Origin of the sequence: Streptomyces sp. Je 1-332 (genome assembly GCF_040730185.1) — a bacterium.
Classification (GTDB): Bacteria; Actinomycetota; Actinomycetes; order Streptomycetales; family Streptomycetaceae; genus Streptomyces.
In genome coordinates, this window is the sequence record NZ_CP160402.1 from 6,687,010 (window position 1) to 6,702,193 (window position 15,184).

The 15,184-nt window shown below is 69.2% G+C and carries 8 protein-coding genes and 2 pseudogenes; 7 read left to right on the top strand and 3 right to left on the bottom strand.

The genetic code is table 11. The features are described from left to right. Positions 1-160: 160 nt before the first annotated feature. Entirely contained in the window at positions 161-1,396 is a 1,236-nt protein-coding gene (locus tag ABXJ52_RS30185; RefSeq protein WP_367046221.1) for a cation:proton antiporter, read from the bottom strand. A gap of 261 nt (positions 1,397-1,657) precedes the next feature. After that, positions 1,658-2,176, bottom strand: a complete 519-nt coding sequence (locus tag ABXJ52_RS30190; RefSeq protein WP_367046223.1) for an STAS domain-containing protein — start codon at positions 2,174-2,176, stop codon at positions 1,658-1,660. Between the two features lie 175 nt (positions 2,177-2,351). Here ABXJ52_RS30190 and ABXJ52_RS30195 point away from each other — a divergent pair, with 175 nt between their 5' ends. The 3 genes from ABXJ52_RS30195 (at position 2,352) to ABXJ52_RS30205 (ending at position 10,070) form a co-directional block, all read left to right on the top strand. After that, positions 2,352-2,984, top strand: coding sequence for a hypothetical protein (locus ABXJ52_RS30195; RefSeq protein WP_367046225.1), 633 nt, complete (start codon positions 2,352-2,354; stop codon positions 2,982-2,984). 102 nt (positions 2,985-3,086) lie between these two features. Further along, a complete protein-coding gene (locus tag ABXJ52_RS30200; protein ID WP_367046227.1) occupies positions 3,087-5,099 on the top strand; it encodes an SPFH domain-containing protein in 2,013 nt (670 codons plus the stop codon). Positions 5,100-5,234: 135 nt separating this feature from the next. Next, positions 5,235-10,070 carry a DNA repair ATPase gene (locus tag ABXJ52_RS30205; RefSeq protein WP_367046228.1) on the top strand — a complete coding sequence of 1,612 codons (4,836 nt, stop codon included), beginning with the start codon at positions 5,235-5,237 and terminating at the stop codon, positions 10,068-10,070. A gap of 25 nt (positions 10,071-10,095) precedes the next feature. Here the strand turns inward: ABXJ52_RS30205 and ABXJ52_RS30210 are convergent, their stop codons facing one another. Beyond that, a complete protein-coding gene (locus tag ABXJ52_RS30210; RefSeq protein WP_367046230.1) occupies positions 10,096-11,154 on the bottom strand; it encodes a PP2C family protein-serine/threonine phosphatase in 1,059 nt (352 codons plus the stop codon). A 249-nt stretch (positions 11,155-11,403) separates the two neighbouring features. On the opposite strand from ABXJ52_RS30210, the gene ABXJ52_RS30215 reads away from it, so the two are divergent. The 4 genes and pseudogenes from ABXJ52_RS30215 to ABXJ52_RS30230 all read left to right on the top strand — a co-directional run bounded on the left by ABXJ52_RS30215 (position 11,404) and on the right by ABXJ52_RS30230 (position 15,177). Continuing rightward, positions 11,404-12,462, top strand: coding sequence for a helix-turn-helix domain-containing protein (locus ABXJ52_RS30215; RefSeq protein WP_367046232.1), 1,059 nt, complete (start codon positions 11,404-11,406; stop codon positions 12,460-12,462). A gap of 192 nt (positions 12,463-12,654) precedes the next feature. Beyond that, positions 12,655-12,774: pseudogene (locus tag ABXJ52_RS30220) on the top strand (transposase); the annotation flags it as partial. Positions 12,775-12,825: 51 nt separating this feature from the next. Further along, positions 12,826-13,598, top strand: a pseudogene (locus ABXJ52_RS30225) (zinc-binding dehydrogenase); the annotation flags it as partial. A 385-nt stretch (positions 13,599-13,983) separates the two neighbouring features. Further along, complete coding sequence (locus tag ABXJ52_RS30230) at positions 13,984-15,177, top strand: hypothetical protein (protein WP_367046234.1); 1,194 nt, start codon at positions 13,984-13,986, stop codon at positions 15,175-15,177. The last annotated feature ends 7 nt before the right edge of the window (positions 15,178-15,184 follow it).

The following is a 15,184-nucleotide window of genomic DNA, read 5'->3' on the forward strand; positions in this document are numbered from 1 at the left end:
GGAGCGCGATGGGGGGCCTGGTGGTTCCCACGGTTCACCATCCATCCTCTCCCTCACACCATCGGACATCGGCCAGCTGCAGCAGTAGCCGGGCGCCGGCCGCAGCGGCGCATGCGAGGCGCTTCCTCCGTGATGTCGAGTCCATACATCGCGCCGGCGGTCAGCCACCGGGACACCGACTCGTCTGGTGTTCGTCGGAGCGAGCGGCGGGTACGGCGGTGTCGGAGGGCTCATCGACGTGGAAGAGCCGGGCGATGGGTACGTCGGTGCTGCTGTGGGCCACGATCGAGAAGGCGATGCACACGGCGATGAGCGTGTACGCCTCCTCGCCCTGGGGGATCCCGGCCTGCAACACCAGCAGCCCGTAGACGACCGAGGCGAAGCCCTTGGGCCCGAACCAGGCGGCGACCAGCTTCTCCTGGCGGGTGAAGCGGGTCCCGAGCAGGGAGAGCATCAGCGAGGCGGGCCGGATCAGCACGATGGCCAGGACCACTGCGCCGTACCCGCCGAGGGACAGATCGCCGAACAGGCTCGGAGTGAGCAGCGCGCCGAACACGAGCAGAGCGGCGAACTTCGCCAACTCGGCCAGCGCCTCGCCCAGCGGCTCGAACGTCTCCTTCGCCTCGACCGAGCGGGCGGTGAGGACCGCGCCTGCGGAGAACGCCGCGAGGTAGGGGTTGGCGTGCGTGAGGTGGCACAGCGCGTACAGGATCACGCCGATGGCGAGCGGGAGCAGGGGCTGCAGTTTGGGCTCCGCGCCGAGGTGGCGGAAGCGGACCAGGGCGATGACCAACATCGGCAGGACGACGCCGAAGACCAGGCCGAGCAGCAGCTCCAGGCCGATCTTCGCCAGGGAGGATTCGGCATGTCCAGAGGTGGGCCCGGCCGCGGCAATGAGGATGAGGACAACCGGCAACGCCAGACCGTCGTTGATGCCGCTCTCTACGTTCAGCAACTGCCGCAGCTTGGAGGGGACTTCTTTACGGCCCACGATGGCCGAGGCAAACACTGGGTCGGTCGGGGCGAGGACCGCGCCGACAAGGAAGGACGTGGTCCAGTCCAGGCCGACCAGGTAGTGGGTGAGCAGGGCCACGCCGACGAACGCCAACGGCATGCCAAGGCCCAGGGCGCGAGCCGGGTTCTTCCAATTGGCTCGGAGCTTGGGGAAAGAGACGTGCATGCCGTCGGTGAACAGCACCGCGAACAGGGCGAGATCGGCCGTCACGGACACGATCTCGCTGTCCGGCGTGATGTGGATCAGACCGAGGAATCCGTCGCTGACGAGCGCGCCACCGACGAGGAAGAGGAACGAGGTGGAAAGCACCGTGCGGGCCGCGAGGCCGGACAACAGCACTGCGATCAGCAGTGCGACTCCGAAGACGACGATGAGCACCATGGCCGGAATTCCCCGATCAGCGAAGAGACTTGTCTCAAGACGCCGACCAGACTTCCCGGCACACCGATGGGAACCCTACACGTTCTTGATGCGGCATTGACAGGTTCTTGATGGGGGTTCGAGTGGCGCGAATGTTGCCTGAACCTGGCACGGCGAGGGCTGTTGAGACGGTCCTGCCGCGGTAGGTTCCAAGCCGTTTCCTGATCGTGCCCGGCAGTGACTGCGGTGACCGGTGAACTGAGGCGAGGGAGGAGTCGCCTCTCATCGTTCGGGGTCAGCCAGGGCACGGAAGAAGCCGATCTGGTCCAGAGTCGCCGTCGCTCTCTCGTTGGCATGCGTGATGATCAGGCGTGTGCCCCTCTCGCGGGCCGCCATGAGCGCCGAGAAGAGCGCCATGCAGCCTTCTGGGCTGAGACAGGTGACCCGGCCCAGGTCCACTTCCAGAACTTCCAGCCCGGCGCTGAGCGCGTGAACCAGCAGCTGTCCAGTGGAGGCGGCGTTCTCGCCGCTGATCTCGCCGCGCAGCCGCACCACCTTGTGCGCGGGCGGCTGCCTGGGCTCGGACCGTCGGCGGGGGCGGAAAGGGGGCATTACAGCTCCAGAGGGCAGCGGGAAACGACCGCCGACCAGACTTCCCGGCACACCTGTGCACCGCGCTATGGCCCACTCCCCGAATACGCCCACAGATGTACAGCCGATGCGCCGCGCGGAGCTCCGGTCGTCAGGCGGGTGACTCAGCGCATTCGAGGGGGACGGCCGTGGCGGGCGTCGACTGAGCATGCCGCGCCCGGCATCAATAGCGCGTAAAGATTGCCGGAATACGGCAGTGAACTGTGGTGGCCCGGCAGGTGAGTATGGGCCTGGCAGGAACGGGGGCTTGGCCCCGATGCCGGATTACGGAAGCGTAATCCGGCATCGGGGTCGGAGCTGCGGAGGCGTGAAGGGGGATTGACGGATGACGGAGTTTCTAGAGGCAGCCGCGGGTTTTCCGGCCGTCCTCTTCAGCTCCGCCCTGCTGGTCGTCATCGGCTTCTGGCTGCTCGTCATGGTCGGCGGGGCCGAAGTGGACAGCTTCGACTCGGACGTGGACCTCGATGTGACGGGGCTCGGCGGCGTGCCGGTCACCGTGGCGGTCTCGATGGCGGTCGTGGTGGCGTGGTTCAGCACCCTTGCCGGGTCCGTGCTCATCGGCAGGGCCGGTCTGACCGGGTTGGCCCACGCGGCGACCGACCTCGTGCTGCTGCTCGTCTCCGTACCGGTGGCCTGGGGGGCGGCACGCGCTCTCGTACGTCCCTTGGCGAAGCTCTTCCCTGATGAACCCGGGCCGTCCCGGCAGGACTTCATCGGGTCGCTCTGCACCATCCGCACGGGGCGGGTGGATGCGGGCTTCGGCCAGGCGGAGGTCACTGCCAGGGACGGCGCCGTCGCCCTGGTGCAGGTCAGACAGAATCCGCAGGCCCGCGAGGGCGCGCTGACCGCCGGCAGCAGCGCGCTGCTGTACGCGTACGACGATGCCGGCGAGTTCTTCTGGGTCGCGCCCTACGCGGCGTCGCTGGACCCCGGTCACCCGCGCGTCGACCACGGCTGAACGCCCGGCCCGAACACCTCTGCCGCACCGCGCGCCTCAGCTGCCCCGCTCGCTCCACTCGCTCACTGGGCATCGACGCCCAGGAACCTTGAGGACTTCACCATGGATGCCATCACTTTGGGCATCGGCGTGTCCGTCGCCGCTGTCCTGCTCATCGTCATCGTCCTGCTGTTCACGGTCACCCGCTTGTTCCGCAAGGTCGAGCAGGGCAAGGCGCTGATCGTCTCGAAGATGCGGAAAGTCGATGTGACCTTCACCGGTCAGGTCGTCCTGCCCGTGCTGCACAAGGCCGAGGTGATGGACATCTCGGTGAAGACCATCGACATCATGCGCACCGGCCGTGACGGCCTGATCTGCCGGGACAATATCCGTGCCGACATCCGCATCTCCTTCTTCGTACGGGTCAACAAGACCATCGAGGACGTCATCCGCGTCGCGCAGGCCATCGGCACGGCGCGAGCGAGCGACCAGAACACGCTGCAGGAGCTGTTCAACGCGAAGTTCTCCGAGGCGCTGAAGACGGTCGGCAAGCAGATGGACTTCGCCGACCTCTACACCAAGCGTGACGAGCTGCGGGACCGCATCATCCAGGTCATCGGCACCGATCTGAACGGCTACAGCCTGGAGGACGCGGCGATCGACTACCTGGAGCAGACGCCGCTCGCCCAGCTTGACCCGTCCAACATCCTGGACGCACAGGGCATCCGGAAGATCACCGAACTGACGGCCGTCGAGCACGTACGCACCAATGAGTTCACGCGGCACGAGGAGAAGGAGATCACCCGGCAGAACGTCGACGCCCGCGAGGCCATCCTCGAACTGGAGCGGCGCCAGGCGGACGCCGAGATCAAGCAGAAGCGCGAGGTCGACACCGTACGGGCCCGTGAAGAGGCCGAGACGGCGCGGGTGGTGGAAGAGGAGCGGCTGCGGTCGCAAGGCGCCTTCCTCCTCACCGAGGAGAAGCTCGGCGTGCAGCGGGAGAACCAGGCCCGTGAGGTCGCCGTCGCGCAGAAGAACCGCGAGCGGGTCATCGCCATCGAGAACGAGCGCATCGAGAAGGACCGCCTGCTCGAAGTCATCGCCCGGGAGCGGGAGACGGAGCTGACCCGTATCGCCGCCGAGAAGGAGGTCGAGGCGGAGAAGCGGGAGATCGCCGAGGTCGTCCGCGAGCGGGTGGCCGTGGACCGAACGGTCGCCGAGCAGGAGGAGTCCATCAAGAAGCTGCGGGCCGTGGAGGAGGCGGAGCGCGGACGCCAGGCCGTGATCATCGCCGCCGAGGCGGAGGCGCAGGAGGGCCTGGTCAAGAGCATCAAGGCGGCGGAGGCCGCCGAGCAGGCGGCCACGCACCGTGCCGCCGAGGAGATCACCTTGGCCGAGGCCCGGCTGAAGGCGTCCGACCTGGACGCGCAGGCCAAGCTGCGGATCGCCGAGGGCGTGCAGGCCGAGTGCGCTGCGGAGGGACTCGCGGCCGTGCAGGTCCGCGAGAAGGAGGCCGGCGCCATCGAGAAGGCGGGTCGTGCGGAGGCCGAGGCGACCGAGGCCCGGATGCGTGCGGAGGCTCAGGGCGTGGAGGCCAAGCTGAAGGCCGAGGCGGCGGGGCTGACCGAGAAGGCCGTCGCGATGGCGGCACTTGACGAGGCGTCCCGTGGTCACGAGGAGTACCGGCTCCGCCTGGAGGCCGAGAAGGACATCCGCCTGGCGGGCATCGAGGTGCAGCGACAGGTCGCCGAAGCGCAGGCGACGGTCCTGGCCACCGGCCTGGAGAACGCCGACATCAGCATCGTCGGCGGCGAGTCCGTCTTCTTCGACCGCCTGATGTCTTCGATCTCGCTCGGCAAGAGCGTCGACGGGTTCATGCAGAACTCCGAGACGGCCCAGGCCCTGGCCGGACCGTGGCTGGACGGCACCGCGAGCTTCACCGACGACCTGTCCCGGCTGCTCGGCTCCGTGTCGACGTCCGACGTACAGAACCTCACTGTCTCCGCGCTCCTGATGAAGCTCATGAAGGGCGGAGGCGAACAGGCCGGGCAGCTGCGTGAACTACTCGACAAGGCAGGCCAGTTGGGCCTTGCCGACATGCCGATCGCCGAACTGAACGGCGCTCTCAAGAGCTGAACGGCTCTCCCAAGAGCCGACAGAGACCGGCCGGGACCGCTCCACGGGGGTGAGCGGCCCCGGCCTCCTCATCCGTCCCGTACGTGAGTGCCGGACGGCACCGCACGCACGCACACACAGGAAGGGAAGCCGGACATGGAGAGCGGGACCGGTCTGGACGCGGGAACGTACGAGGTGCTGCGCGACCGTCTGGCGGTGCAGGCCAGGCAGCTGGCCGATCGCGTCACCGCCCTCAACGACCGGCGCGTGGCCGTTTTCGGCTCGACCGAGCTCACTCTCACCGGCACCGACAGCATCCGCACCGGGCAGCCGTGTGTACCGCGAGACGTCATCGCCGTCGGCGACATCCTGCTCTTCGGCTACCACGTCCACGTCGGCCACAAGCCCGACACCGCCATCGGTGACGTCTTCGCACTGCACGACCGCGACCTGAATCGCCTGCCCGACGACGCGGTGCCCGGACTTCTGGACGGCCCGGACTTCGTGCGCGAATTCGCCGCGCTCTTCCGCTACTACCGTGACGCACGGCTCCTCCAGCTCCGGCACGTCGACGGTAAGGTCCTCGCTGTCTTCAGGACCGGCGAGAAGGCCGAGGACATCCGGGTCCTTCGCTGGACACTCTCGACCGACGGGCAGGCCGAGTTCCTGGACGCCCGCGGCGAGCGCGACCACGTCTTCCCGCCCTCGCACGACTTCGACTGGACCGAGGCAACCCGCGAAGACCACGTCCTGGGCCGCCACCCGCACATCTCCATCGGCGGCGAGATCTTCGTCGAGACGGTCGGCGGCACCCTGACCATCAAGGTCGAGAACGACACCGAGACGGAGGGAGGGGTCTACGAGGAGCCGGTCGAGGAACCGCTGCAGTCCCTCGCCGACGCGGACGTGTTCCACGCGCGCGTCGGCGCGCTGATCCTGCTGCGCGTGCGCCCCTACAAGGAGGACGCCTGGCGCCACCTCGTCTTCAACACCCTTACCCGGCACGTCATACGCCTGGACGGCATCGGGCAGGCATGCCGTCGCCTGCCCGACGACCAGGGCATCGTCTTCCCCGGGGGCTACTGCCTGGCCACGGGGACGTACAAGACCTTCGACGCCCTGGACACCAGCGGCCTGGAGTTCGAGCGCGCGGTGCGCTCTCCCAACGGTGAGGACGTCGTCTTCGCGTTCCACGCGCGTGTGGAGGGGCGCACGCTGCTCCTGCCGTACAACATGATCCGCAAGGAGGTCGCCACCCCGCTGTCCTGCCACGGGTACGCACTCTTCGACGACGGCCTGCTGGCCGTGCTGCGAGCCGACTCGACGGAACCCGCGCGTGTCCACGCGCTGCAGCTGTGGCAGTCCCCCTACGTCTCCGACACCTATGCCGCCTCCCGCCCGGTGGGGGAGGGGCCGCTGGCGCGCATCGGCAACGCGGACCTCGTACGGGGCATCTCCGACTGCCTCTCCATCGCCCGGTCCGTCACCGAGACCACACCCACCTCCGAGGTGTACGAGGCGCTCGCCGCGGCCTGCGTACGGGCCGCCGACTCCTACCACTGGCTCGGCGACCGCGAAGCGGGGGACCTGGGGGAGCCGCTGGACGCCGTGCGCGAGACAGCCGAGCAGGTGGTCGCGGAGTTCGCCACCGTGCTGGCCCTGACCCGGCAGGCCACGGACGCGCTCACCGAATCGTCCGCACGCATTGCCGCGCTCGTTCGCCGCATCCGTGGGGAGGCCCCGCGCGACGCGCCCGCATGGGTGGAGCGGATCACCGAACTGCGCCGTGCCCAGGGGCATTTGCTGACGCTGAAGGACATGCGGTACGCCGACACCGACCGGATCGTCGAGCTTGCCGAGGAACTGGCCGGGGACATCGCATCGGCCGGGCAGCGAGCCGTCGCCTTCCTGGAACGCCCGGACGCCTTCGCCGCCCACCACGCCGACATCGAGCAGCTGACCGCCGACGCCGACGCACTCGCCACGGTCGCCGAGGCGGCCCCCCTCGCGGACCGGCTCCAGGAACTGACCGAGCAGCTCCAGACCGTCACCGAGGTCGTCGCCGGCCTCGACATCGGCGACGCCACCATCCGCACCGGCATCCTGGAGCGCGTCGCAGCGGTACTAGCGGGCGTCAACAGGGCCCGTGCCGCGCTGGACGCCCGCCGCCGCGAACTGACCGCGCACGAGGGGCGGGCCGAGTTCACCGCCGAGTTCTCCTTGCTCGGCCAGGCCGTCACCGGTGCGATCGCCGCTGCCACGACCCCCGAGACCTGCGACGACCAACTCGCCCGCCTCCTCCTCCAACTGGAGAACCTGGAAGGGCGGTTCGCCGACTCGGACGACTTCCTCGCAGAACTCGACGCCAAGCGCACCGAGGTGTACGACGCGTTCGCCTCCCGCAAGCAGACGCTCGCCGACTCCCGCGCCCGGCACGCCGAGCGCCTCGCCGTCTCGGCCACCCGTGTCCTGGAGACGGTCGCGCGCCGCCTGGCCACGCTCGCCTCCGCGGACGAGATCAGCACCTACTTCGCCTCCGACCCGATGGTCGGCAAGGTGCGTCGCACCATCGACGAGCTGCGTGAACTCGACGACCAGGTGCGGGCCGAGGAACTGGAAGGACGCCTGAAGGCGGCCCGGCAGGAGGCCGCTCGCGCGCTGCGCGACCGCACCGAGCTGTACGGGGACGGTGGCGACACCATCCGCCTGGGCCGCCACCGCTTCGCGGTCAACACCCAGCCCCTCGACCTCACCCTCGTCCCGGCCGCGGACGGCGACGGCATGGCCTTCGCGCTCACCGGCACCGACTACCGCTCACCCGTCACCGACCCGTCCTTCGCCGCACTGCGTCCCTACTGGGGCCAGGTCCTGCCGTCGGAGACCGTCGAGATCTACCGCGCCGAACACCTCGCCGCCCGCCTCCTTGCCGAACACGGCCCCGAGGCGCTCCTGGACCGTGATGACCTGCCGGGCCTCGTACGCGCGGCGGCGGAAGCCTCGTACGACGAGGGGTACGAGCGCGGCGTCCACGACCACGACGCGACCCTCATCCTCGGAGCCCTGCTTCGCCTCCACGACGGCGCGGGACTCCTGCGGCACACCCCCGAGGCGCGCGCGGCGGCCCAACTGTTCTGGGCGCACCGAACGAAGCCGGAGGAGCGCGACCTCTGGCAGCGGCGCGCGGTGTCGCTCGCCCGCGCCCGCGACACCTTCGGCCTCGCGCCCGCCATCGACGACCTCTGCGCGGAACTCGCCGAGCGGACAGGCGGACCCGCCGCCGCGTACCTCTTCGAAGAGCTCACCACCGGGCCCGCCGGGTTCGTCACCACGGCGTACACCCGCACCTTCCTGGACAAGTTCCGCCGTGCCATGGACAGTTCGGCGTACGAGGATGACCTCGCGGGTATCTCCGACCTCGGTGCGCGGCGACAGCTGGTCGAGGCGTGGCTGTCCTCGTACGCGACCGCCACGGGCGAGGGCGCCGACGACCTCGCGGAGGCGGTCGCCGTCGAACTCTGCCCCGACCTGCGGCGCTACGACCGCGAGGCCCCACTCGCCGAAACCGTCGACGGACTCCTCGGCACCCATCCGCGCATCGAAGGGCGCCGCCTCACCGTCCGCGTCGACGAACTCCTCGCCCGCACGCACGATTTCCGTGCCGAAACCCTCCCCGGCTTCCGCACCTACCAGGCCCGGCGCGCCGAGCTCGTCGCTGCCGAACGAACCCGCCTGCGGCTGGACGAGTACCGGCCCAAAGTCATGTCCGCCTTCGTCCGCAACCGCCTCATCGACGAGGTGTACCTGCCGCTCATCGGCGACAGCCTCGACAAGCAGCTCGGCACGGCGGGCGGCCTGCTGCTGCTCATCTCCCCGCCCGGCTACGGTAAGACGACCCTGATGGAATACGTCGCCGACCGCCTCGGCATGGTCCTGGTGAAGGTCAACGGCCCGGCGCTCGGTCACGGCGTCACCTCGCTCGACCCAGCCGAGGCTCCGAACGCGACGGCCCGCCAGGAGATCGAGAAGGTCAACTTCGCGCTGGAGGCGGGCAACAACGTCCTCCTCTACGTGGACGACATCCAGCACACTTCGCCCGAACTGCTGCAGAAGTTCATCTCCCTGTGCGATGCCCAGCGCCGGATGGAAGGCGTCTGGAACGGCACTTCACGCACCTACGACCTGCGCGGCAAACGCTTCGCGGTCTGCATGGCCGGCAACCCCTACACCGAGGCCGGCGCCCGCTTCCGCATCCCCGACATGCTCGCCAACCGCGCCGACATCTGGAACCTCGGCGACGTCCTCACGGGCAAGGAGGACGCCTTCGCCGTCAGTTTCGTCGAGAACGCCCTCACAGCGAACCCGGTCCTCGCCCCGCTCGCCGGGCGTGACCGTGCCGATCTGAACCTCCTGATCCGCCTCGCGGAGAACGACCCCACCGCACGCGCGGACGCTCTCACGCATCCCTACGCCCCCGCCGAAGTGGAACGTATCGTCGCCGTGCTCAGGCACCTGCTCACCGCCCGCGCGACGGTCCTCGCGGTGAACGCCGCCTACATCGCATCGGCGGGCCAGTCCGAGGACACCCGCACCGAACCGCCCTTCCGGCTCCAGGGCTCCTACCGCAACATGAACAAGATCGCCGCCAGGATCGACCCCGTCATGAACAACGCCGAACTCAGCGCCCTCATCGACGACCACTACTCCGGCGAGGCCCAGACCCTCACCACCGGGGCCGAGGCCAACCTCCTCAAGCTGGCCGAGCTGCGAGGCACACTCACCCCGGAACATGCCGACCGCTGGGCCGGCATCAAGGCCGCCCACGTCCGCGCCCGGACACTCGGCGGCCCCGACGACGACCCCCTGGTCCGCGCCGTGGCCGCTCTCGGCCTCCTCGCCGACCGCGTCGCCTCGGTCGAGACCGCCATCACCCGGGCCACCGACCCGCGCCACGCCCTCACCAACTCGAAGGCCCGGCACGCCAATCGCCCCTGAGCGAAGCCGGCCCACGGGCCACTTCTCAGTGCTCTTGATAGCGCAGCAGAAGCATCGCCGCGTCATCGTGCAGCGGCCCCTGCGCATGCCGTACGAGCTCGGCCCGGATCGCGTTCAGAGCGGCCTCGGGATGATCATCCTTGAGCAGAGACGAGTGCTCTCCGAGGGGGTAGAAGGCGCCGTTGTGGTCACGGGTCTCGCTGACGCCGTCGGTGTAGAGCAGGACTTGGTCACCCGGCACGAAGTCCACCTCGTACGGTTCCGGGGCGACGACGTCATGCAGGCCCAGACCCAGAGGCAGCGCGTACCGCGGCGGTTCGGGAAAGCAGGCCGTGCCGTCCGGCCGTACGACCATGGGGGCGGGGTGGCCGTAGTTGAGCAGTGTCATCGTGTGCCGGTCGGCCACCTCGGCGAGTATGGCCGTCACGAACTTCTCGCCCCGCAGTTCCCGGTTGACCACACGCTCCACTCGGTCGCCGACAGATGTCAGGTTTGGCTCGTCGTGGGCCGCCTCACGGAAGGCGCCGAGGACGAGGGCAGCGGTCTCCACCGCCTCAAGTCCCTTGCCCTGCACGTCTCCCAGGATGATGCGCACGCCGTGCGGGGAGGCGACCACCTCGTAGAGATCGCCGCCGATGCGGGCCTCGGCGACCGCGGAGGTGTACGAGGACGCGATCCGCAAGGGCCCGGCGCTTCGCGGCACCGGACGCAGAAGCACCCGCTGGGCGACCTCCGCGATCGAACGGACGCTGGCTAGTTCCGCCTCGCGGCGCTGGCGCATCACCGCGGCCGCGACACCCGCCGCGGTCACCCCGGCCACCGAGGCCATCGCGGTGTAGAGGCGGCGCTGCGAGTAGGACTCGTTGTAGATGCCGAGGGCGGTGCACAGCAGCAGTGCCGCGGCGCCGATGAGCGCCGTACGCCGCCAGCCGCCGATGAGGCCGGCGAAGGCGGGACCGAGTGACACCAGAGGCAGGTAGCCCACGCCCGGTCCGGCCCCGACATCCACCGCGGCGACGATCACCATGACGGCGAAGGGAAGAACGGCCAGAACCGTGAGGTGCGGGGGCTTGTGGTCGGACATGGCGTGCTCCAGGTTGCGCCTTTGGTGACGAGCAGCCTTCCGTGGCGCCCACTCTCCAGGTGAACTCTAGGGAGGGTTTGTCCGGCCGACGTGTCCGGGTGCTTGCCCCGTTACTGAATCGCAGTCACCAGCCCGTGGCCTGTGGGTCCTTCAGCCGTCGCCCGGGACGGGCTCCCGCAGTCCCGCCGAGACGCCCCCGCCGACGTTGCGCTAGAAAGGCGTCAGGACTTCACGATATCGGGGGCGATCATGACCGACCGCGACGTAGCGGCCAGCTACCTGGAGGGCTACCCACGGTTGATCGCCGATGCCTCCGCCACCGGCCGTCGCTTGACCCGCGACGAACTCGACTCCCGGCGCTCTCTGGGCGAGCAGGCAGCGGAGGCCGGCCATGGGATGAGGGCCCTGGTGGCCGCCCACCTGGCCGCGGCGCGGACGCACTGGCCCGCCGGCGCCGTCGCGCCGGACAGCGTCCTGGCGGTTGTCGCTCAGTCACTTGACGCGTTCGCCGAGGGGTACGAGCGGGCCCAGCGGGCCGCGGTGCGCCAAGAGGAGGCGGCCCGTCGCGAGTTCATCGACGACCTGCTGTACGGCCGCAGCGACATGGGCAAGCTCGCCGAACGCGCCGAACGGTACGGGCTGCGCCTTTCCTACGCCCATGCCGTGGCCGTTGCCCGGGGCGCGGCCGCGTACGAGGAGGGTGATCCGACTCCGCGCAGCGTGGAACGCGCCTTGATCAGCCGTTTCGGCGACCGCCATATCCTGCTCACCACCAAGGACGGCCGCCTCGTCTGCGTCGCCCCTGCCGACCAGGACGAAGTGCTCGCCTTCTTCGCCAAGCACGCCTACGCGGCCACCGACGGAGGTCAGGTCGCGATCGGTCGCCCTCAATCCGGTCCCGGCGGTGTCGTCCAGTCCTACGAGGAAGCCCTCAACGCACTGGAACTCGCCGAACGGCTCGGCCTCAGCGACCCGGTTCTGCGTGCCGCGGACCTTCTCGTCTACCCGGTTCTCACCCGCGACCGGCAAGCCATGGCCGACCTGGTCGTCAACACACTAGGGCCGCTGCAGCGCGCCCGCGGCGGCGCCCAGCCCCTCATCGACACCCTCGCCGCCTACTTCGACTCCGGCTGCGTCAGTGCCGAGGCCGCCCGCCGACTCGCCCTCAGCGTGCGCGCCTTCACCTACCGCCTGGACCGCATCCACAAGCTCACCGGAGCCGACCCCGCCGACCCCGTCCACCGGTACACCCTGCAGACCGCGATCATCGGCGCACGCCTCCTGGACTGGCCCGATCAGCAGATGTGACCAACTCGCCACGGCCGATGTCCGGGCGGGCTTCGGTGTGGTTCGAGGTTCGAGGCAGGGGCGGCTGGTGTCGTGATCAGTGGCCGGCGGTCAGCTGTCCGGCCAAGGCCCGCACGCAGGCGATCAATCGGCTCAAGTCCGTTCTCATCACTGCCGATCCAGCCTTGCGGGAGGAGCTGGCTGGACTGGGTAATGCCGAACTCTTCCGGATCGGGGATTGGTCCGGACACGGCTGTCGCTTTGCTGATCGCGGTGGGGGGCAACCCGGAACGGCCGGGCAGTCAGGCGTCGCTCGCCGCGCTGTGCGGGGTCAGTCCCGTCGAGCGTTCCTCTGGCCGCCGGCAGTATCGCCGCCTCAACCGCGGCGGCCGGGTGGTGGTGCCGTTCAACGTCTCCTGCGGACATTGCTACATGTGCGACCGTGGACTGCATTCGCAGTGCGAGACCACCCAGGTCAAGGAACGCGGCACGGACGCGGCGCTCTTCGGGTCTACGGCCAAGTGCCCGGGGACAAGCAGAGTTCCTACGGGTGCCGTTCGGCAACACCTTGCCCATCAAGGTGCCGGAAGGACCTGCGGACGATCGTTTCGTCTTCCTCTCCGACGTCCTGCCCACCGCCTGGCAGGCCGTGGAGTACGCCGACATCCCGCCCGGTGGGACGGTGACCGTCCTGGGACTCGGACCGATCGGTGCCATGGCTGCCCGGATGGCGCTTCACCGGGGCGCGAGCCTTGTCGGGGGGTGGACCTGGTGCCCGAGCGGCTCAGCCGCGCACACGCGGACGGCGTCAAGGCTCAAGGCCCTGGACCTGCGCCGGTACGGCAAGGAGCTGGGCGACAAGATCCGCGACCTGACCGACGGGCGCGGCACGGACGCCGTCATCGACGCCGTGGGAATGGAGGCGCACGGCGCGCCTCTGGCCAAGGCGGCTCAGTGGGGCGTGGGCCTGCTGCCCGGTGCCGTGGCGGAGAGAAACTCATGGACCGTGCCGGCATCGACCGGCTCAACGCCCTCTACGCGGCGATGCACATCGTCCGGCGCGGGGCACTGTCTCAGTGGTCGGCGTCTATGGCGGCACGGTCCACCCCATGCCGATTCTGACCATGTTCGACGAGCAGACCCAGCTACGCATGGGACATCCGCGCCGCGTCATGGGCGCTCTCGTGCGCCTGCACGCACTGCGCGCCACCGGTCATGATGTCCCGTGCCGTCGTGGTGGCCATGGTGAATCGCCGACCCATCTCTGCTTGCGGATGCCCCGCACGCCTTGATGCCGGAGCTGTCCCGCTTCGGGTGACCGGGTCCGGCGCCGGTGAAACAGGTTGGTCGGAAGTTCCCCACGACTCGGATGATCTCTGTCCTTGAAGCGTGAAGGAGTGCGAGTGAGCCGGGGCAGTCGGGGCAGTGGGCGAAGTGGCGCGACCGGCAGGAGCACAGAGCGTGATCCGCTGAGGGCGCCTGTGAGCAGCCGGTGGGCTCCGGATCGAGCCTTAAGGAAGAGCGGAAGAAAGTGAGTTCACTATGGCGGCTGGACGGGCGGACGCTCACGAGTCGTCGGGGTGGTTCGTACGGGGGCGGCAGTGGTGGGGCCGGGCTTTCCACTACGCGGGTTCCGAGCGCCAGAGCGTGCTGCTGGTCACGAAGAGCACCCTCGCGGCCACGCTCGCCTGGATCGTCTCCTACTACGCTCTTGACGCGCAGTCCCCGGCGTTCGCGCCCTTCTCCGCGGTGATGATCATGTATGTCACCGTTTACCAGTCGGTGACACAGTCCCTGCGCTATGTCGGCGCGGTCGCGGCAGGGGTCGCTGTCCAGGCTGCGCTCGGCTTCCTCGCGGGCCCAGATCTGCTGACCTTCGTGCTGGTGGCGGCCATCGCCCTGTCGATCGGGCGCTCAAGGGTTCTGGGTGTGCAGGGGCCACAGGTGGCCACCGCCGCGTTCTTCGCGTTCTCCACCTACAGCAGCGCCACTGACAACATGACCCGCATCTCGCAGCTGGGACAGATCGTGCTGCTGGTCCTCATCGGCTGCGCCATCGGCACCGCGGTCAACGTCACCATCGCCCCGCCGCTGCGCTACCGCAGCGCCGAGCACAGCGTCCGCATCCTGGCCCGAGCGCTCTACGACCTCACCGCCGACATACACCCCGCCCTGCGCGAAGGCGCGCCGGAGGCGGACACCACCGCGCATTGGCGCGAACGCGCCAACCAGACGGACAGCCTGATCGCGCAGGCCAGGGCCGGCTTGCACACCGCAAAAGAAAGCATCCACTACAACCCCCGACGGCTGCTGAGACGCCATCGTGGGCATCTGACCTTCCAGGGATACGAGACGGTGCTGAACGCCCTGGAACGCACCCTGAGCCAACTGGCCTCCCTGACACGAAGTCTCGACCAGTGGAAGCAAGAGGAGAGCGAGTACGAGTACCGCTCCTTCCTGGATCGGTACGCGGCGTTCCTCGAAGCCACCTCCGAGATCGCTTACGCGCTGAGCACCCTGGACGAGAAGGAACTGAGCCGGCAGACGGAGCATCTGGACGGACTGGTCCGCGACGCGCAAACGCGGCGTCGAGAGGTCGCCGAGGAGGCCGAGGCCCAGACCCTCCCGCTGGCTGACCCCACCCGGCCTTACGGGGCCCTGGTCATCGAGGCCACCCGCCTCATGGAGGAGGTCCAGCACACGAACGACACTCTCCAGAGCTGGGTAGAGGCGTAACCCGCCC

Coding starts and splice junctions, on each gene's coding strand:
- ABXJ52_RS30210 (WP_367046230.1), bottom strand. CDS start 11,154: ATGTCCGACCACAAGCCCCCGCACCTCACGGTTCTGGCCGTTCTTCCC.
- ABXJ52_RS30200 (WP_367046227.1), top strand. CDS start 3,087: ATGGATGCCATCACTTTGGGCATCGGCGTGTCCGTCGCCGCTGTCCTG.
- ABXJ52_RS30185 (WP_367046221.1), bottom strand. CDS start 1,396: ATGGTGCTCATCGTCGTCTTCGGAGTCGCACTGCTGATCGCAGTGCTG.
- ABXJ52_RS30190 (WP_367046223.1), bottom strand. CDS start 2,176: ATGCTCAGTCGACGCCCGCCACGGCCGTCCCCCTCGAATGCGCTGAGT.
- ABXJ52_RS30215 (WP_367046232.1), top strand. CDS start 11,404: ATGACCGACCGCGACGTAGCGGCCAGCTACCTGGAGGGCTACCCACGG.
- ABXJ52_RS30205 (WP_367046228.1), top strand. CDS start 5,235: ATGGAGAGCGGGACCGGTCTGGACGCGGGAACGTACGAGGTGCTGCGC.
- ABXJ52_RS30230 (WP_367046234.1), top strand. CDS start 13,984: ATGGCGGCTGGACGGGCGGACGCTCACGAGTCGTCGGGGTGGTTCGTA.
- ABXJ52_RS30195 (WP_367046225.1), top strand. CDS start 2,352: ATGACGGAGTTTCTAGAGGCAGCCGCGGGTTTTCCGGCCGTCCTCTTC.